Source organism: Neorhizobium sp. SHOUNA12A (assembly GCF_023006505.1).
In the GTDB taxonomy this organism is placed as follows: Bacteria; Pseudomonadota; Alphaproteobacteria; order Rhizobiales; family Rhizobiaceae; genus Neorhizobium.
This window is the reverse complement of record NZ_JALBGV010000033.1, coordinates 42,765-61,017: the sequence shown is the minus strand read 5'-3', so window position 1 is coordinate 61,017 and position 18,253 is coordinate 42,765. Positions and strand designations below refer to the sequence as shown.

The 18,253-nt window shown below is 61.8% G+C and carries 14 protein-coding genes and 2 pseudogenes; 10 read left to right on the top strand and 6 right to left on the bottom strand.

The window, feature by feature from the left end:
* Positions 1 to 164: 164 nt before the first annotated feature.
* The 5 genes and pseudogenes from MOV63_RS16475 to MOV63_RS16455 all read right to left on the bottom strand — a co-directional run.
* A pseudogene (locus MOV63_RS16475) lies at positions 165 to 965 on the bottom strand (ABC transporter ATP-binding protein); the annotation flags it as partial.
* A gap of 17 nt (positions 966 to 982) precedes the next feature.
* Entirely contained in the window at positions 983 to 2,044 is a 1,062-nt protein-coding gene (locus tag MOV63_RS16470) for an ABC transporter ATP-binding protein (RefSeq protein WP_247034918.1), read from the bottom strand.
* Positions 2,041 to 2,934 carry an ABC transporter permease gene (locus MOV63_RS16465; RefSeq protein ID WP_247034915.1) on the bottom strand — a complete coding sequence of 298 codons (894 nt, stop codon included), beginning with the start codon at positions 2,932 to 2,934 and terminating at the stop codon, positions 2,041 to 2,043. Before MOV63_RS16465 ends, MOV63_RS16470 begins: the two co-directional genes overlap by 4 nt.
* Before the next feature lie 3 nt (positions 2,935 to 2,937).
* Complete coding sequence (locus tag MOV63_RS16460; RefSeq protein WP_247034913.1) at positions 2,938 to 3,891, bottom strand: ABC transporter permease; 954 nt, start codon at positions 3,889 to 3,891, stop codon at positions 2,938 to 2,940.
* Positions 3,892 to 3,969: 78 nt separating this feature from the next.
* Positions 3,970 to 5,568, bottom strand: a complete 1,599-nt coding sequence (locus MOV63_RS16455; RefSeq protein ID WP_247034922.1) for an ABC transporter substrate-binding protein — start codon at positions 5,566 to 5,568, stop codon at positions 3,970 to 3,972.
* A gap of 487 nt (positions 5,569 to 6,055) precedes the next feature.
* On the opposite strand from MOV63_RS16455, the gene MOV63_RS16450 reads away from it, so the two are divergent.
* The 9 genes from MOV63_RS16450 to MOV63_RS16410 all read left to right on the top strand — a co-directional run bounded on the left by MOV63_RS16450 (position 6,056) and on the right by MOV63_RS16410 (position 15,797).
* Complete coding sequence (locus MOV63_RS16450; RefSeq protein ID WP_247034912.1) at positions 6,056 to 7,531, top strand: NAD(P)-binding domain-containing protein; 1,476 nt, start codon at positions 6,056 to 6,058, stop codon at positions 7,529 to 7,531.
* Complete coding sequence (locus MOV63_RS16445) at positions 7,524 to 8,162, top strand: 2-hydroxychromene-2-carboxylate isomerase (RefSeq protein ID WP_040124597.1); 639 nt, start codon at positions 7,524 to 7,526, stop codon at positions 8,160 to 8,162. Before MOV63_RS16450 ends, MOV63_RS16445 begins: the two co-directional genes overlap by 8 nt.
* A 17-nt stretch (positions 8,163 to 8,179) precedes the next feature.
* The gene (locus MOV63_RS16440; RefSeq protein WP_366518553.1) at positions 8,180 to 9,178 is read left to right on the top strand and encodes a dipeptidase; all 999 of its coding nucleotides are present in this window, start codon (positions 8,180 to 8,182) and stop codon (positions 9,176 to 9,178) included.
* Between the two features lie 165 nt (positions 9,179 to 9,343).
* Positions 9,344 to 10,390, top strand: a complete 1,047-nt coding sequence (locus tag MOV63_RS16435; RefSeq protein ID WP_244447606.1) for an ABC transporter substrate-binding protein — start codon at positions 9,344 to 9,346, stop codon at positions 10,388 to 10,390.
* A 24-nt stretch (positions 10,391 to 10,414) separates the two neighbouring features.
* Positions 10,415 to 11,482: an ABC transporter ATP-binding protein gene (locus MOV63_RS16430; RefSeq protein ID WP_040124601.1), complete on the top strand. Its 1,068-nt coding sequence runs from the start codon at positions 10,415 to 10,417 to the stop codon at positions 11,480 to 11,482.
* Positions 11,479 to 12,363 (top strand): ABC transporter permease, encoded by an 885-nt coding sequence (locus tag MOV63_RS16425; RefSeq protein WP_051900422.1) that lies wholly within the window; start codon positions 11,479 to 11,481, stop codon positions 12,361 to 12,363. The genes MOV63_RS16430 and MOV63_RS16425 overlap by 4 nt, the downstream gene beginning before the upstream one ends.
* 6 nt (positions 12,364 to 12,369) lie before the next feature.
* Complete coding sequence (locus MOV63_RS16420) at positions 12,370 to 13,164, top strand: ABC transporter permease (RefSeq protein WP_040124602.1); 795 nt, start codon at positions 12,370 to 12,372, stop codon at positions 13,162 to 13,164.
* 1 nt (position 13,165) lies between these two features.
* Complete coding sequence (locus MOV63_RS16415; protein WP_247034908.1) at positions 13,166 to 14,656, top strand: carboxylesterase/lipase family protein; 1,491 nt, start codon at positions 13,166 to 13,168, stop codon at positions 14,654 to 14,656.
* A 205-nt stretch (positions 14,657 to 14,861) separates the two neighbouring features.
* On the top strand, positions 14,862 to 15,797 hold the full coding sequence (locus MOV63_RS16410) for a LysR family transcriptional regulator (protein ID WP_247034906.1): 936 nt from the start codon (positions 14,862 to 14,864) through the stop codon (positions 15,795 to 15,797).
* Between the two features lie 47 nt (positions 15,798 to 15,844).
* On the opposite strand, the gene MOV63_RS16405 is transcribed toward MOV63_RS16410, so the two are convergent.
* The gene (locus tag MOV63_RS16405; RefSeq protein ID WP_040124607.1) at positions 15,845 to 17,203 is read right to left on the bottom strand and encodes an MmgE/PrpD family protein; all 1,359 of its coding nucleotides are present in this window, start codon (positions 17,201 to 17,203) and stop codon (positions 15,845 to 15,847) included.
* A 69-nt stretch (positions 17,204 to 17,272) separates the two neighbouring features.
* On the opposite strand from MOV63_RS16405, the pseudogene MOV63_RS16400 reads away from it, so the two are divergent.
* Positions 17,273 to 18,210, top strand: a pseudogene (locus MOV63_RS16400) (LysR family transcriptional regulator).
* Positions 18,211 to 18,253 lie beyond the last annotated feature (43 nt).

Genomic DNA, 18,253 nt, shown 5'->3' with positions numbered 1-18,253 from the left:
AGATCCGCTGGAGGAATTTCTGGACTTCCGCTTCGTCGTATTCGCCCTGCTTCAGATGCTCTTTCAGGGCATCCTGGGCGAACTTGCGGTAATCCTCGTGCGAAAGCGCGCGGCGCGAAGGCGCAACCGGGCGGCATGGCGGCCAGGTCCGGCGGGGCGCCCGGAATGGTGATCAGCCGGTCGCGTCCATGGGCCAGTTCGACGCGGGCGCCGAGCAGCCCCTTGGTATAGGGGTGTTTCGGTTCGCGGATGATGTCGGCGACCCTGCCTTCTTCGACGATCCGCCCGGCATACATCACCGCGATCCGGTCCGCGACTTCCGCCGCAACGCCGATATCATGGGTGACGAAGATGACGGAGAGCCCGTATTCCTTCTGCAAATCGCGGATCAGCAGGAGGATCTGGATCTGGACCGTTGCATCGAGGGCCGTGGTCGGTTCGTCGGCGAGCAGGACCTTCGGATTGCAGGCGAGCGCCATGGCGATCATCGACCGCTGCAGCATGCCGCCGGACATTTCATGCGGATAGTTTTGCAGCCGACGCTCCGGGGAGGGGATCTTGACCTTCTGGAAGAGCGCAAGCGCGCGCGCCGCCGCTTGCGAGCGCGAGATGCCCTCATGCCGCATGATGGTTTCTTCTATCTGGCGGCCAAGCGTGTAGACCGGGTCGAGTGCCAGCCGCGGCTCCTGGAAGACCATCGAGGCGACGGCGCCGCGAAAGGCCCCGAGATCCCTGGCCGTCAATCCGGTCACATCGCGGCCGGCGACCGTCATCGAGCCTTCGATCGCCGTGCCTTTGGGGTGCAGGCGCAGCAGCGAGCGCATGGTGACGCTCTTGCCGGACCCGGATTCGCCAAGCAGCGCAACAACCTCACCCGGCTGGACCGAAAGGCTGACGCCGTTGACGGCCTTCACCGGTTTGCGGCCGCGATTGAAGGTCACGGAAAGATTGCGAATATCGATCATCGCGGCGGTTTGCATGGTCATGCCTCCATCAATGCCGGCGCACGGCTGTGGCGCGAGCCCGGTACGGACATCAGGCAAGCTGCGGACTGACTTTCGGAAACGCTGGCAAGCGGTGGCAAATTCTCGCTGCAGATGCTCTCGGCAAACGAACAGCGGGTATGGAACCGACAGCCTGACGGCGGATCGATCGGGTTCGGAGGATCGCCCGAGAGCGGCGGCTCCGAGGTTCTTTCGGACGGGTCCATCTTTGGCATCGAGGCGAGCAGCGCCGCGGAATAGGGGTGGCGGGTGTTTTCGAAGATCGCATCGCGGCTGCCGATCTCGGCCACCTTGCCGAGATACATGACCATCACCCGGTCGCACATGAAGCGCACGACGTTGAGGTCGTGGGAGATGAACAGGTAAGTCAGGCCGAAATCCCGCTTCAGGTCGAGGAGCAGGTTCAGGACCTGGGCTTCCACCGACTTGTCGAGCGCCGACACGGCTTCGTCGAGGATAATGAGCCGCGGTTCGATCGCGAGCGCGCGGGCGATGTTGACGCGTTGTCGCTGTCCGCCTGACAATTCGTGCGGATACCGGCCGGCAAAGCGCGAGGGCTCCAGCCCGACCCGATGCAGCAGGTCATGGGCCCTGGCGATCGCCTTGCTCGCGGCAATGCCATGCACGCGGGGCGCAAAGGCGATGGATTCTTCAATCGTCAGCCTGGGATTGAGGGAGGCATAGCTGTCCTGAAAGACCATCTGGACCTGGCGGCGGTAATCGGAAAGCGGCAGCGCGCCGCCAACCGTCTCACCGTCGAACAGGATATCGCCTCGATCGGGCAAGATGAGCTGCATCAGCAGCCGCGCCGTGGTGGACTTGCCGCAGCCGCTTTCTCCGACGACGCCCAGTGTCTCGCCCTTGAGGATATCGAAATCGACGCCATCGACGGCGCGGACGACCTTCTTCGGCTTCATGAAGCCGCTGCCCTTGACCGGGAAATGCTTGATCAGACCGCGCGCGGAGATCAGCGGTTGCGCGGGCCCGCCCCTTTCTCCGACGGGAAGATCGTAGGCGGGTTCTTCGACGATGCTGATCATGACTTCACGTCCATGGCTGTGCGCAGCCCGTCTGAGAAAAGGTTGAAGCAGATCGAGGTGATGAAGATCATCAGGCCAGGCAGGGCTGCCACGAACGGATTGTTGTAGATCGCCGTGCGAAGCGTGTTCAGCATCAGCCCCCATTCGGCATCCGGCGGCCTCACGCCGAGGCCAAGGAAGGAGAGGCCCGAGGCGAGGATCATCGAGACGGATATCAGGCTCGTGGCAAAAACGAAGATCGGGCCGAGCACGTTGCCGAGGATATGGACGCGGATGATCGTCATCGGCGGAGCGCCGGACGCCCGCGCCGCGTCCACGTAGTCGAGTTTGCGGACCTGGGTGGTGACGCTTTCGGCGACGCGGGCGATCTGCGGGATGAAGACGACGGTCAGCGAGACGAGCGCATTGGTGAGCCCGGAGCCGAGTGCGCCCGACAGCGCCACGGCCAGAAGGACCGACGGAAAAGCGTAGAAGACGTCGACCGTGCGCATGATCAGCGTGTTGACAATGCCGCCTGCATAACCGGCAACGATACCGATGGTCGAGCCGATGATGAAGGCGACCGGCACCGGGATGACGCCCATGATAAGCGAAAGCCGCGCCCCATAGATCAGCCGGGAGAGCATGTCGCGGCCGAGTTCGTCCGTGCCGAAGATATAGCCTTGCGTGCCGATCGGCTTGAGGCGGCGGATGACGCTGCCCTTGGAGGGATCGTAGGGCGCGATATAGGGCGCGAAAATCGCAATCAGCACGAGGATCATGAGAATGGCGAGGGCCGACATGGCGACCGGGTCGCGGGAGATGCGGCGCAGCACGCCGCTCCAGAAGCCGGGGGACTTGGTAATAGCGGCAGGGGAAGGGGCCGCGATGTCTGCGGTGACGACAGCCATGTGTCAGCTCCTCTGGATGCGGGGATCGATCGCGCTCTGCAGCACGTCGACGACGAGGTTGAGGAAAACGAAGAACATGGCGAGCACCAGGATCGTACCCTGCAGGATGGGCAGGTCGCGGGTGAAGATCGCGCCGTTGAGCAGGAAGCCGGTTCCGGGCCAGGAGAAAACCGTTTCGATCAGGATCGAGCCGCCGAGCAGGTAACCGAGCTGCAGTCCCATGACCGAGAGCGCGGTCGGCGCGGCGTTGCGCACCACATGGCGTAGGATCTGCGGTGTCATCAGCCCCTTGGCGGCGAGCGCCTGGGTAAAATCCTGGGAGAGGATATCGGCGACCAGCGAGCGGATGGTACGGGCGATGATGCCCATCGGGATGACTGACATGGTGACCGCGGGCAAGATGAGGAACTGCAGATAAGCCCAGCTTAAGGTTCGGCCCGCCGATCCCTCCGGTCCGCCGCCCATGGCCGGCAGCCAGCCGAGCGTGACAGAGAAGGCGATGACCAGCACCATGCCGAGCCAATAGTGGGGCACGCTGACGCCGAGCATCGAAACCGCCGATGCGAGGCGATCCACCCAGCTTCCGCGGAAGACACCGGCAAGGAAACCCAGGGAAGAACCCGCCACGAAGCCGATGATGGCGGCAGCGAGCGCGAGGATGATCGAATTGACAGATGCATCCAGGATCTCGTTCAGCACCGGCCGGCCGCTGGCGATCGAGTTGCCGAGGTCGCCCTGCAGCGCATGCCATGCCCAAAGGGCATATTGGACGGGAAGCGGCCGGTCGAGGCCATAGAAGCTGCGCATCTGTGTCTGCAGGTCGGCGGAGGCATCCGAAGGCAGAATGGCGGCAAGCGGATCGCCCGGCGCGATATGGATCAGCATGAAGCATACGATGCTCACGCCGATCGCGACGGGAATGACGTGCAGAAGCCGTTTCAGGGCATAGAGCAGCATGGTGTCCTCACCGGAAGAGGTTGATCGGGCATCATGAAAGGTGGCGCGCCGATCGAACGGCGCGCCACTGGCTCGAGATCAGGGATCCAGCGTGATCGTCGAGAAGTCCTGGAACCAGTTCTGTGCCTGCACGAAGCCCTTGACCTTGGCGGTCATGGCGCGGGGGTTGACGTCATGCGTCACCATCAGGAACAGCGCATCGTTCACGTATTTCTCGTGCACCTGCTGCATGACCTTGTCCTGTTCGACGGGATCGAAGGTGTTGCGCACCTTGTCGAACAGCGCATCCATATCCTTGTCGCAATAATAACCCCAGTTGGTGCCGGTTGGCGGGGCGAGCTTGCACTGCGACTGACGGATCATGGCGGTGAAGGGATCCTGGATGAAGTAGCTGTAATTGATCGCGGTGGCGCCTTTGGCGCTCGGATCCTTGGCGCCGGCGCGCCAGACGTTGATGACCGTATTCCAGTCCATCACCTCGTATTCGATATTGATGCCGACTTCGGCGAGCGTCTGCTGGATGTATTCGTTCATCTGCAGGGGCAGCATCTGGCCGGACCCGGAGGAGGAGATGATGACCTTGGTCTTCAGCGGCTTGTCGGGACCGTAACCCGCTTCCTTCATCAGCTTCTTGGCTTCCTCGACATTGTATTCCACCTTGAAGGTCGGCTTGCCGAACCACTGGTGGCCAGGCGGCATGTAGCCTTGCGCGGGAACGGAAAGGCCGCCGAGAAGCTCGTTGAGGCCATCGCGGTCAACGGCAAGGTTTGCGGCCTTGCGGACGCGGATATCGTTCCACGGCGAGCCTTCGACACGCGACAGATGCCAGGTCCAGTTATGCGGATAGGAATTGGTGATGATCTTGAAGCCGGCCTCCTTCAGCGATTTCACCGAATCCGGAGCGGGCGCCTCGATCCAGTCGACCTGGCCGGAGCGAATTGCGGCTACGCGGGTGTTCGGCTCGGGTAGCGGGATCAGGACGAGCTTGTCGAGCTTGGGAACACGCGCCTTGTCCCAGTAATCCTTGTTGGGCGTTAGCTCGGCCCGTTCGCGCGGCGTAAAGCCGCTTTCCATCTTCCATGGGCCGGTGCCCGACGGCTTCTGGGCAACCGCATCCCAGCTCTTGCCCTGCTTTTCCCAATTCATCGGTGAAGAGATCAGAACCCAGCTGATCTGGTAGGGAAGTGTCGCGTCCGGCGTGTTGGTGACGATCTCGACGGTCTGCGGATCGATTGCCTTATAAGAGACAACCGCCGGAATACGCGACTTGCCCTGGGCCGCCTGGCGTTTGTCGAACTGCGGTGCGTCCGTCTTCAGAAGCTTGTCGAGGTTCCAGACGACGGCATCCGCATCGAAGGCGCTGCCATCATGGAATTTGACGCCGTCGCGCAGCTTGAAGACCCATTTGGTCTTGTCGGTCGGATCGACCTGCCAGGACGTTGCAAGGCTCGGAATGAGGGAGGATGGTTTGTCGGCCTTTGAAAGGTCCCACTCGATCAACGAATTGTAGACCGTATAACCCATGAAGCGCTGACCTTCACCGCCCTGGTCGGTCTGGCCGGTGGTGAGCGGGATGTCGGAAGCGGTCATGCCGATGCGCAGCGTTCCAGCCGCCAATGCGGGGGTCGCGGCGGCTGCAAGGAGTGCTGCCGCGGTCGCGCCGAATATCGTCGTCATCCGCAGGTTCTGGAAAATGCCGATGCCGTGCCGGCGAGTTGATGAAGTTCTGGTCATGCAGTTCCCTCTTTTTATTGAAGTCGCCGGATTTTCACCCAGTCGGCAAAGGAGAAGCAGATTTCATGCCAATTGCTGTGAAACTGAAATTTCATGCTTTGCGCCAAGTGAATAGCGCAAAACAGGCGAGATCAATTTCGGAATGCAGGCCGCTCGTGCCGAATTCTGTGGCGGGAATGCCGGGCGTCTGCCGAAAAATACCGCGGACTGGATAAAATCGACGTGCTCGGCCTCGGCGCATGGCGTGCGGGTCTTGGGCTCAACAGAGGCGATACTCAATTCGATGGAATTCTTGAAAAGGAAATCTATTGCGCGCCCGACACACAATCATGACGCTCTTGCAATCTTCCACGGTTGGAGTAATTTTTCAGAAAGCGCATCCTTAATGCGCTTCTATGTTCTTTTTGCATAATTGACTTGGGGCACGAGAATGCAGGATCGAAATCGACCCGCCGATCTTGAGGCGCTTGAAGCGCGTCTGGCCCTGGATCTGCTTTGGTTGAACCAGCCGCCGAAGGCCTGGGTGCCGCCCCGGGACGTCGAAGGCTCGCGGGTTCTCGATGTTGCGGTGGTCGGGGCGGGTCTGTGCGGATTGGTCACTCTGGCGGCACTGAAAAAGGTCGGGATATCGAATGCGCGGGCCTTTGACCGTAGTCCGCAAGGGTTCGAAGGGCCGTGGGTGACCTATGCGCGCATGGAAACCCTGCGGACGCGCAAGGATGCCGTCGGTCCGGCTCTTGGCATTCCGTCGCTGACGTTCCGGGCCTGGTTCGAGGCGCAATACGGCGCTCAGGCCTATCTCGACATGGGGCTTATCCCGCGTCCGATGTGGATGGAATACCTTGTTTGGTATCGCCGGGTGCTTGGTCTTGATGTGGCCAACGAGACGGCGTTTGCCGGTCTGGAATTTCGCGAGGACGGGCTCCTGGCACTGCAGCTGGAAACCGCTGGGCAGACGCAGAAGGTGCTCGCCCGCCGAGTCGTGCTGGCGACCGGTCTCGACGGCTTGGGCGCACCCGCCCAGCCGGAGGTCGCGGGCAGGGTTTCGCCGCGCTTCGTGAAGCACGGGGCCGACCTCATCGACATGACCGCGCTGAGGGGCAAGCGGGTTGCGATAGTCGGGGCCGGTGCCTCGGCCATGGACAATGCGGCCGCCGCTCTGGAGGCCGGTGCGGCGCGTGTCGATATCTTCGTTCGCCGTGCGGATATTCCTCGCATCGACAAGTTCACGGGTGTCGGCAGCCAGGGAATGACGCATGGTTATCTCGGCCTGCCCGATGCGGACAAATGGACCTATATGGTGGCTGGCGAGCGGGCGCAGATCCCGCCGCCCCGTCACAGCGTGCAACGTGTCTCGCGGCACCCGAACGCCTTTTTTCACATCGCAAGTCCAGTGGACGATCTCGTCGAGATGGGCGATGGCGTCGAGGTCGTGACACCGAAGGGCCGTTACGCCGCCGACCTGGTGATTTTCGCCACCGGCTTTTCGGTCGATTTCGGCAAGCGTCCGGAATTTGCGGCGCTACGGGATAGGATCCTGCTCTGGCAGGACGTCTACACCCCTCCTGCCGGCTGGGAACATGCCGGCATCGGCGCCACCCCCTATCTCGGCCCGGCTTTCGAGTTCCGGCCCAGACCCGATCTCGACACCGCGACAGCGGATGCGGTCTCCCGGATCTCCTGCTTCGCCTACCCCGCGGTCCCGTCACACGGCAAGATCACGAGCGGCATTCCTTCCATCAGCGAGGGGGCAACGCGACTTGCGACAGGACTTGCCCGCTCGTTGTTTGTCGAAGACCGGGCCTACCACCTCGATCGCTTTCTCGGGTTCGATACGCCGGAGCTTCTTGGCGACGAATGGACAGACGCAGACCTCGAAGAGGAAATGAACCGTGCCAATGGATGACCAAGTCCCGCAGTTGCAGATTTTCTACGGCATCTCGTCGCCCTGGGCATATTTCGGGGCACAGAAGGCGATTGCCGTCGCCGGCGACAACGGCGCTCACGTGCGTCTGCGCCCGATCCGCATCATCGAGGCCAATGGTGGCATACCGTTGCGCAGGCGGCCGGACGCGCGTCAGCTCTATCACGAGGTCGAATTGCGCCGCTGGCGGGAATATCTCGGCATTCCGCTCAACCTGAAACCGAAATTTTATCCCTGCCGCACGATCGAACCGGCTGCGCAAGCGGTGATCGCGCTCCAGAAAGCCGGCCTCGACGCCATCTCGTTTTCCTTCGCTGTCCAGCGGGCGCTGTGGGCCGAAGAGCGCGATATTGCCGATACCGACACACTGCGCACTATCGCTCGTGCGACGGCCGGCGAAGAAGCTTCCACATTGGTGGTTGATCCACAGCCGGAAACGATCGTCGATGAGTGGCAGGAAAACCTTGCCGAGGCCGAGCGGCTCGGCATTTTCGGAACGCCGACCTATGTCGTCGGCACCGAATTGTTCTGGGGCCAGGACCGCCTCGATTTCGTCGACCGGGCCCTGAAAGCCGGCCGAAAAACGACTGAAGCACTGAAGGAGCCTGCGTGATGCCCGACACCGAAAACCTGAGCGCGAAGAAGCTGCACGAAGATGCGATCATCGTCGATGGCCTGCAGACCTGCCAGTGGAGCCGGTCGATCTTCGAGGAAATGCGGGCAGGGGGCCTGACGGCCGTCAACGTCTCGTCGCTGCTCTGGGAGAATTTTCGCGAAGGCATCGCCTATGTTTCGGAATGGAAGCGCTTCCTGCGCGAGAACGACGACATTCTCCGTCCGGTTCGCAGCGTCGCCGATATCCATGCCGCCAAGGCGGAAAACAAGACCGGCATCATCATCGGCTGGCAGAACACGTCGCCGCTCGAAGACAAGCTCGACTACGTGGAAATCTTCAAAGATCTCGGGGTCGGGATCATGCAACTCACCTACAATACCCAGAACTATTCGGGTGCCGGTTACCTGGAGGAGGTCGACAGCGGCCTCACCGGTTTCGGCAAGGAAGTTCTGGCGGAGATGAACCGGGTCGGAGTCCTCTGCGACCTCAGCCACGTAGGCGACAAGACGACCGCGGACGTCATCGCGCAGTCGAAGAGCCCGGTCTGCATCTCCCACATCCTGCCGAGGGCGCTAAAGGACGTGAAGCGCAACAAGCCGGACGAACTCTTTATTGCCTGCGCGCAAAAGGGTGGCATTATCGGCGTCAGCCTTTTTGGGCCCGGCCTTGCTGCCGGCAATGATGCCACCGTCGAGGACTACCTCGATGCCATGGCCTATATCATCGACCTGGTCGGCGAAGACCATGTCGGCATCGGCACCGACTTTTCACTCGATCGCCCACGTCCCGGACCCTGGCTGCTCTGGGCCAACAAGGACAAGGGCACGGCCCGCACGCTCACCGAGTTCGGCTCGGTCAAGATTTCCAAACCGAAGGGGATCGAGCGGATGACCGAGTTGCCGAACCTGACCGCCCGCATGCTTGCCCGCGGCTGGAGCGAGGATCTGGTGCTGAAGCTGCTCGGAAAGAACTGGCTGCGTGTCCTCGGCAAGGCCTGGGCGCCAACCGCGTGACGAAGCCGGCGGAGGGACGAAAACTGCAGCGCACGGAGAGTGGTTCGCGTTTGCGCGCCCAATGAATTGCAAGTTGATAGATGGCAAGCCTTGGCTAAAACTGGAGAGACGGACATGACAACATGCATGGAGAATAGGATTTCAGGGAACGGGATTTCACGGATCTTGCTCCGCGCTGGCGCGGCTGTCGCCGGGATGCTGGCGCTTCTGGGCACGGCTCAGGCACAGGACGCCTCGACCAAAGGCACCGTCAACATCGTCGGCTTTTCCGGCGTGTTCGCGGACAACTACCAGAAGTTCATCATCGACCCCTTCAAGGCCAAATATCCCGGCATCGACGTCACCTATCAGCAGAGCAAGAACTCCGCGGAGACCCTGGCTCTGTTGACCCTGCAGCGCGCTGATCCGAAGATCGACATCGCGTTGATCGACGTTGCCGTCGCTATCAAGGCCAGCAAGGATGGCATTTTTGCCAAGCTCGACCCCGCCAAGGTCAAGGTGCTCGACGAGATGCCCGCCTGGGCTCGTCTCGACGGTGACAAGGCTGTCGCGTTTTCGCAGGACAACCTGGCGATCCTCTACAATACCGATACCGTCAAGCAGCCGCCGACCAGCTGGAACGACCTGACCGACCCCAAATACAAGGGCAAGATAGCCGCAAAGCTTGGCGATACGCGCGGTGTCATCCTGCTGCCGATTCTCGACAAGCTGGCAGGTGCCGACTACAAGCAGAGCATCGACCCGGCTCTCGCCCTTCTGAAGAAGATCGCGCCGAACGTCTCGACCTGGGAGCCGGCTCCGGACTGCTATGCGGTGATCCAGAGCGGCGAAGTTGATCTGTCGATCTGCTGGAACGGCCGTGCGCAGTACCTGCATGACACTCAGGGCGGCAAGATCGGCGTCGCAGCCCCGAAGGAAGGTTCGATCGGCCAGACCAACACGATTGGCCTTGTCGAAAATTCCAAGAACGCCGCGGCGGCCCAGCTCTTCATCAACTATGCGCTCGGCACCGAAGCGCAGGCGGCGTTCGCGGAGAAGAGCTTCTATGGTCCGGTCAATACCAAGGTGAACCTGGCGGATGCCGTGGCTGCCCGCATCTATGGCTCGAAGGAAGCGCAGGCTGCGCAGATGTCGCTCGACTGGAATTTCGTCGCCGAGAAATACTCGACCTGGATCCAACGCATCAACCGCGAAGTCATCGCGCTCAACTGATCCAACTTGGGAAATCTGGCCGTCATGGCTGATCATCACGTCGTCATCGACAATCTCGTGAAGACCTATCCAGGCGCCCAAAAGCCTTCCGTGGATCACGTCAGCTTCTCGCTGCCGCGCGGCGAGATGCTGGCCCTCTTGGGCCCGTCGGGCTGCGGCAAGACAACGATCCTGCGCATGATCGCAGGCCTGATCGCCCCGACTTCGGGGGCGATCAGGCTGGAGGGCAAGGACGTGTCGTCGATTGCCGTCTACAAGCGCAACATGGGCATGGTCTTTCAGGCCTATGCCCTGTTTCCCCATATGACGGTCGCCCAGAACATCTCGTTCGGCCTTGAAATGCGCAAGGTCGGCCGCGCCGAACGGGAGGAGCGTGTCCGCAAGGCGCTCGATCTCGTCAAGCTGACCGGGCTTGGCGACCGCAAGGTCAGCCAGCTATCCGGCGGTCAGCAGCAGCGCGCAGCGATCGCCCGCTCGCTGGTGATCGAGCCGGAACTTCTGCTTTTGGACGAACCGCTTTCCAATCTCGATGCCAAACTTCGCGACGAGATGCGCGATGAGATCCGCGATATCCAGGCGCGCACGGGCGTCACGGCGATCTTCGTCACCCATGATCAGGACGAGGCCCTGTCCATGGCAGACCGCCTGGCGGTCATGTCCGCCGGGCGCCTGGAACAGGTCGGTACGCCGCGCGAGATTTTCGACCGGCCTCAGACAGAGTTCGTCGCGTCCTTCATCGGAGCCGGGACCTTCTTCGAAGGCCAGGTGGCCGAACCCGGCCTTGCCGTGGTCGAAGGGCTGAAGTCGCTGCGTTTCGTCGGTGAAGCGCCGGTTGGATCAACGGTCAAGCTGATGATACGGCCGCACAGGCTGGTCCTTGCCGACAGTGCCGGCCAGCCGAACAGTTTTACCGGGACCGTGGAGCACATCGTCTATCGCGGCCAGATCCTGACGCTGAACATCCGCTGCGGGGGCAGACTGCTGCAGGCGGATCTTCCCACCCACGCCGGCGTATTGCCCGAGAAAGGCGACGAGGTGACGCTCGCCGTCGCCGCGCAAGACGTTACCCTGGTCGGGCAGGTGGCGCCATGAGCGCCGCCGCCCTTCCGGCCGCCGAGACATCACCGGCAAACGCGTCGCGCGGGATATTGCTGATGTTGCTATTGCCGGGGCTCATCGCTCTGGTGATCACCTTCCTGCTGCCGCTGATATGGCTTCTCCGCGCCTCCTTCGCGTCCTCGACGATGGGTGCGCTCAGTGGCGGAGACTGGACGGTACAATCCTATTCGACGGTGCTGTTCGACCCGTTCTACTGGCGGGTGGCCTGGAACACGCTGGTGCTCGGCTTCAACGTGGCGATTTTTGCGGTGATCCTGTCCTATCCGATCGCGCTGTTCCTGGCGCGCACGGAAAGCCGCTTTCGCGGTGTCCTGACGGCACTTGCCGTCGCGCCGCTGCTGACATCGTCGGTCGTCAGAACCTATGGCTGGATGGTCATCCTCGGAGACCGTGGCGTGATCAACAGCACGCTCCAGTCTCTTTCACTGACGGGCGGGGTCATCCGGCTCACCAACAACAGCCTCGGTGCCACTGTCGCGCTGATTGAAATCCTGATGCCCTATGCCATCCTCGCGATGCTCAGCGGTTTCGGGCGGTTGAACACACAACTCGAGGAGGCCGCCGCCATGCTCGGGGCGAACCGCTTGAGGGTCTTCACGCGCATCATCCTGCCGCTCAGCGCCCCCGGCGTGCTCACTGCAGCGCTTCTGGTCTTCGTGCTGGCGATCTCCTCTTTCGTCACGCCGCGGCTGATGGGCGGCGGCCGCGTCTTCGTGCTCGGCACCGAAGTCTTCAACGAGGCGACGGTCACGCTCAACTGGCCGTTGGCGGCAGCCCTGTCGGTCATGCTGCTGATCCTGTTCAGCAGCATCATCCTGCTTTACCAGCGCGCCCTGCGCGCATTGGAGACGTGAGGAGCCATGCAGAGCAATCCACTCCTCGGCCGGTTCGCCTGGAATACGCTGATCGCGCTGCTTTACCTGTTCCTGCTGGCGCCGATCATCGTTGTCTTCATCATCTCCTTCGATACACGCCAGTATCTCGCCTTCCCGCCGGAGAGCTTCTCCTTCGGCTCCTATGTGAAGGTTTTCCAGAACGTCAAGTTCATCTCGGCCTTCTGGCGTAGCCTCATCATCGGCGCGATTGTCGGTTTGGTCGCGGTGTCTGCCGGAATGCTGCTGTCCTTGTCGCTGGTGCGGCACCATTTCCGTGGCAAGGCGGCGGTGAACTTCCTCATCCTCGCACCATTTCTCGTGCCGCATATCGTTCTTGCGGTTGGCATCATGCTGGTGATCGCGCCGCTCGGCCTGCTGGATAGCTATCCGGGCATCGTGCTTGCTCATCTCGGCATCACGATCCCCTACACCGTCAGAACCATCACCATGAGCCTGATGGCCGTGGATACCCGTATCGAGGAAGCGGCGCTCGTCCATGGTGCATCGCCGCGCATGGTGTTCTGGCGCATAACCCTGCCGCTGGTGCGGCCCGGCCTCATTGCGGGCGGCGTGATTGCCTTCCTCATCTCCTTCGACGAAGCGACGATCTCGCTCTTCATCGTGTCGGTCAAGGCTTCGACGCTGCCGACGGAAATCTACCATTATCTCGAATATTCCACCGATCCGCAGATCGCCGCCCTCTCTGTCGTCCTGATCCTGATCTCGGTCGGGGTCGTGATGGTGGTCGAAAAGCTGATTGGCCTGCGCAAGGCGCTCTGACATGCTCGTTGAGACAACTGCCGGCACCATCGAGGGTTTTAACGAGAACGGCTACGCCGTCTTTCTCGGGATTCCCTACGCGGCGCCGATCACACCCGAACGGCGGTTCGCCGCGCCGCAGCCGGTTTCACCCTGGTCCGGGATCCGGTCCGCCAAAGCGCTCAGCGAGGTGTGCCCGCAGATCCCGACCTATGGTCCCGTGGGAAAGGCGGCGGCATCGACGCTGGAATTCGGCGCCGACTTTCTGACGGTCAACATCCGCACGCCGTCCGTCACCGGCTCGGCACCGGTTCTGGTCTGGATTCACGGAGGCGGTTACGCTGTCGGTTCGGCCAATGAGGCAGTGCTGCAAAGTGGCGCATTCGCCGCCAGTGGCCTTGTCGAGGTGACCGTCAACTATCGGCTTGGGGCGCTCGGCTTTCTGCATCTGAACGACGGTTCGCCGGACAATCGCGGGCTTCTGGATCAGATCGCGGCACTGGAATGGGTCCGCGACAACATCTCCGCCTTCGGAGGGGATCCGAAGCAGGTCACGTTTGCGGGTCGTTCGGCGGGGGGCTTTTCGATCGCGGCGGTCATGGCGATGCCGGCTGCCGACGGGCTGTTTTGCAAAGCAATGCTGCAGAGCGGCGCAAGCACCGGCGTCTCGACGATAGACGATGCCCAGAAGCTCAACAGGCGCATGCTGGACTATCTAAACGTGACCGAAGCGGAACTCGCAGCCGTGCCCTTCGAGAAACTGCTCATTGCCCAGCGCGACCTCTGCAATCAGTCCTACGAAAAGCATGATTTCGAGCGGGATGGCTCGGCCTCGATGCTGGGAGTGCCTTTCGTTCCGGTTGTCGATGGAGTCTCGCTTCCCGACCATCCGGAAGACGCAGCCGCGCGCGAAAAGACCGCCGGCGTCCCGATGATGATCGGCTGCACGACGGGCGAATACGTCACGCACGCGACAGCGCAGCCGGAAATGGATTTCGAACTCGCTGCCCGGCTGCTGCATCAGCGCGTTCTGCCTTTGGGACTGACTGGCGTCGAGGTCGTCCGGCGATATTGCGAAGCTCTTCCGCAGCATACGGCACGCGGCATCTGGAGGGCCGTCGGCGGCGACCTGGTATTCCAGAATCCTGCCACCAGGTTCGCGCGCCTCCATGCCGTGCATCAGCCGGTCTATAAATATCTCTATGGTCCAGTCGAGCCGGACGAGCTTGGCGCGCCACATGGTGCGGAGGTCGGCGAGGTCTGGTATCGCCAGGGGATGGACGTCAGTCATCTGCCGGCCCGCCAATCCGTCAAAGACAGGACCTTCGCGACAGCGGTTCACGACGTCTGGGTTTCGTTTATTTGCGACGCGGCGCCTGAGACGCCTGCAGGCAGGTGGCCGCGTTATTCCGGCGCCAATCCACAGGTCCTGCACATGGAGAAGGGCGTATTCCGCCTCTCGATCGATCCCTTCGACGGCCGAACGGCGCTTTGGGAAAGGCCGCCAGCCTGACCCGGTTTCTTTGGGGCGAGCCTGCCCCTTTATGGACTTTCATTTTGATCATGGAGATTGCTGATCTTGTCCAATCCACCTCTAGCTTCCGCTGAGCAAATCGACCTATGGGTATTATCGGGCAATCCGAGCCGGTCTGGGAAGACATCCAGCCGGCTTGCAACAATTGCTGCGCTCTGCGGTCTTGCCGAATTCAGGATTTTGGATGCCCCCTGACTATCTGGATACGAAACAGCTCGAGGCGTTCGTTGCCGTGATCTCGATCGGCAGCATGACCGGCGCTGCCAAGGCGCTGGGCAAGTCGCAGCCGGTGATTACCCGGCTCATACAAGATCTTGAGCAGGAACTCGGATTTCCGATCCTGCATCGCAACGGTCCGCGGATAGCGCCGACGGAGCATGGCGTGGCCTTCTTCGCTCAGGCGGAGCTGTTCTTGAGCGGATTGCGCACGATCAGCGAACGTGCCCGGTCGATCGCGACTGCGCGGGCGACGCCCATCGAAGTGGCGTCGATCCCGGCCATCGCCGCGAGCATCGTCCCGCTCGCGCTCAGCGACTTACCCGCGGATCAGTTTCCGGATCATGTCCACCTTCGAAGCACGTCGGCCGAAAACGTCGTGCAGGCGGTCGTGGCGCGAACTGCTGATATCGGCATCGCAAGCCTTCCGCTGGATAATCCCGGGGTGGATGTGCATTGGGTGGGCGAAGTGCCCTGTGTTGCGGTGGTCGCCGCAAACGATCCCCTGGCCGGTCTCGATCTGCTTTCCGCGGAAAACCTGAAAGGCCGCCGGCTGATCGCTTCCGCCAACCCCTATCGGCTGAGGATGAGGATCGACAAGGCGCTTGCGGAGCAGTCGATCGAAACGGGTGGAATTATCGACAGCAATGCGACCTATGTCTCGCTCGCGTTGGCTCGATCGGGACTTGGCGTGGCGATCGTCGAGTCCCTTACCCTCACGGGCCTCCCGGTTAAGGATGTGGTGATCCTGCCGCTCGCCTTCCACATTCCGTTCTACTGGGGCGTCATCACGGCAACCGGCGTACCGCTGCCTGCGACTGTCGAACGGCTGATCTTGTCGATCGAACGCAGGGCAATGGACGTGCCGCATTTTCGCAAGCTCAAAGGGATGCCACCCGTTTAAGGCTGATACTGATTTGGTGCTGAAGCTTCGCCTTCAGAATGTCCCGTTCAAGACGATGCCGCAAACAAATTCAGGAGATTTGATACCGAGGTCGACTGGGAGAGATCCAAGAGATTGTCGTAGAGATCATCGGTTGCATGTCCGGAGCCCCAATAAACGCAATCGAAGAATTTGCTTCGTCGCTGGTCGGCATCGAGGGGAACCTCGATCGATCCCTTGGCATGAAGCCGTTGGCTCTTAAGACCCGTACCGTCCGGCAATGTCACAGTCAGCACATGCGGAAGACGATCATGACCGTGCTCCTCGCTTGAGGTGTAGGAATGCATCTCGATCCGCGGCATCAGTGCAAGGACGTCGGCCTGTCGAAGGACGGCGGGGGTGAAGTCCGCCAGGCTGAGCGTGTCCTGCAACATCGCCCTTGCAAGGCAATACGGCATCGAGAAGCGGGCCTGCATTTCGTTCTCTGGCCGCGGATAGGCAAGATTGCGGGCGGCCGAAATCCCGACTTTGACGTCGATACGGTCGATATCACCGGCGCTCAGCCGATGTTCCTGTTTCAGGTCGAAAAGTGCGTCGATTGCCCGATGCGTCGAGGCGCAGCAGGGATGGCGCTTGGTGACAAGACCGCGGGTTTCAATGACATGGGCTTCATCCAGCCGCCAGTCCGCCCAACCTCGCGCTTCGCCGCCGCCAAAAAGATCCAAAAAACCCTGCGGTCGCTCGAGGATGTCGAGCCGGCCGCCGCTGCCTGACATTGCCAGCAAGGCGGCTTCGACTGCATTGCGTGCTGCAATTCCGGCATGCAGCGGTTTGGCCAGGGTACCGAACTGGCCTTTGGGGCCGGATGCCATCGAGGTGGCCAGGCTCATGGCCTGCGCCGTTTCCTCGATGTTGGCGCCAAGCAGGCGCGCGACGCCGGCGGCCGTTCCGATCGCGCCGACCGTGGAAGTGCCATGCCAGCCTCTGTTGTAATGGGAGGGATTGACCCCAAAACCGACCGCGGCCTGGGCCTCGAGCCCGGTCAGATAGGCTTCCAGAAACTGCTTGCCGCTGATCGGGCGCTGCGGATGGAGGGTGGCAAGCAGGGCCGGCACCAGAACTGCGGACGCATGAGCCCGGGCGGGATGAAAATTATCATCGAAATCGAGGGCATGGGCCGCCGTGCCGTTCACAAGTGCCGCCACCGAGGGCGATGCGTGTCCGCCTGTGACAAGCCATCCGGAACCGCCGCCGGATATCTCACTGCCGAATGCCGTGGTAACTGCCGCTACGCTTGGATCCTTGGTGCCCGCGATCATGCATCCGAGCGTGTCGATGACCGCATCGCGGGCGCGCTCCATGGCAAGAGATGAAAACTCCGTCCGCGCTGAAAGCTGCCGGGCGATATCGAGGAGGATCGTGGTCATTGACGAATGTCTTTCGCTGCGCTTGTTACACGGGCGAAAGTGTTCGACTTCGTTGAAGGCCGCAATCTTATGCGGTTTTCGAATAAGTCTATCGAAGGAAGGGGTTCTCCATGGTGAAGGCGGGGATCAGCCTCAAGCATATCGAGGCCTATGACGCGATCGCCGCCACCGGCTCGACGGTTGCCGCAGCATTGGAGCTCGGCATTTCGCAATCGAATGCCAGCCGGCTCCTGCAGCAGCTGGAGGATTATCTCGGCGTTCGCCTGTTCGAGCGTGACAAGAACCGCCTGGCGCCGACGCGCGAAGGCCTGCAGCTCGGGCCGGAAATCCGCGCCATTGCCGATCGCCTGCGTGTGCTTAAAACGGCGGCCATCGAATTGGAGAACGGGCGCTCCCGCGACATGCTACTGAGGCTTGCTTTTCCGGCCAGTCTGTCGTCGAACCGGATACCTAAAATGATCCGAGATTTTCTTGCGGCCAACGGCCCGATGCGGGTGGAACTGGCCTCCGGCAATTATCTGGCGCTCGAACGCATGGTTGCCGATGGCGAAGCCGATATCGGTTTCGCGCGCCTGCCGCTGGCAACTCCCGGACTGCGGCAGGAAAAGCTGCTGCCGTCGCGGATCGTCTGCGTACTGCATCGCGATCATCTGCTCGCCGAGCGGTCGTCGCTGACGATCGCCGAGCTGAAGGGCCACGATCTCATCGTCCTCAATCGTGAACGGCCCGTCCGCCATCAGCTTGAGGCGCTGTTCTATCAGCACGGCTTGCGACAGCGGCCGTTGCTGGAGGCGCATTCCGTCGCAAGCGCCTGCGCACTGGCCGCCGAGGGTCTTGGCATTGCGCTGGTCAGCGAGCTGATCGCCCGCGAATACGCGGCGCTGCCCTTGCGCTTCGTCGTGCTTGAACCGGAGCTGCCGGTCACATACTGCCTGCTCAGCGGCGAAAAACATCCGCTGTCACGGGCGGCCGGTCTGTTCCTGCAGAGCATTGCCGGCTGGTCGTGAGCGAAATGTCTTCCCGGGGGGGGCGGCCAACAATTAGGCAACC

Bases quoted from the DNA above. Each gene is read 5' to 3' on its own strand.
- MOV63_RS16445 (WP_040124597.1), top strand. From the start codon at position 7,524: ATGGATGACCAAGTCCCGCAGTTGCAGATTTTCTACGGCATCTCGTCG.
- MOV63_RS16425 (WP_051900422.1), top strand. From the start codon at position 11,479: ATGAGCGCCGCCGCCCTTCCGGCCGCCGAGACATCACCGGCAAACGCG.
- MOV63_RS16415 (WP_247034908.1), top strand. From the start codon at position 13,166: ATGCTCGTTGAGACAACTGCCGGCACCATCGAGGGTTTTAACGAGAAC.
- MOV63_RS16405 (WP_040124607.1), bottom strand. From the start codon at position 17,203: ATGACCACGATCCTCCTCGATATCGCCCGGCAGCTTTCAGCGCGGACG.
- MOV63_RS16455 (WP_247034922.1), bottom strand. From the start codon at position 5,568: ATGACGACGATATTCGGCGCGACCGCGGCAGCACTCCTTGCAGCCGCC.
- MOV63_RS16460 (WP_247034913.1), bottom strand. From the start codon at position 3,891: ATGCTGCTCTATGCCCTGAAACGGCTTCTGCACGTCATTCCCGTCGCG.
- MOV63_RS16420 (WP_040124602.1), top strand. From the start codon at position 12,370: ATGCAGAGCAATCCACTCCTCGGCCGGTTCGCCTGGAATACGCTGATC.
- MOV63_RS16430 (WP_040124601.1), top strand. From the start codon at position 10,415: ATGGCTGATCATCACGTCGTCATCGACAATCTCGTGAAGACCTATCCA.
- MOV63_RS16470 (WP_247034918.1), bottom strand. From the start codon at position 2,044: ATGATCAGCATCGTCGAAGAACCCGCCTACGATCTTCCCGTCGGAGAA.
- MOV63_RS16410 (WP_247034906.1), top strand. From the start codon at position 14,862: ATGCCCCCTGACTATCTGGATACGAAACAGCTCGAGGCGTTCGTTGCC.
- MOV63_RS16465 (WP_247034915.1), bottom strand. From the start codon at position 2,934: ATGGCTGTCGTCACCGCAGACATCGCGGCCCCTTCCCCTGCCGCTATT.
- MOV63_RS16450 (WP_247034912.1), top strand. From the start codon at position 6,056: ATGCAGGATCGAAATCGACCCGCCGATCTTGAGGCGCTTGAAGCGCGT.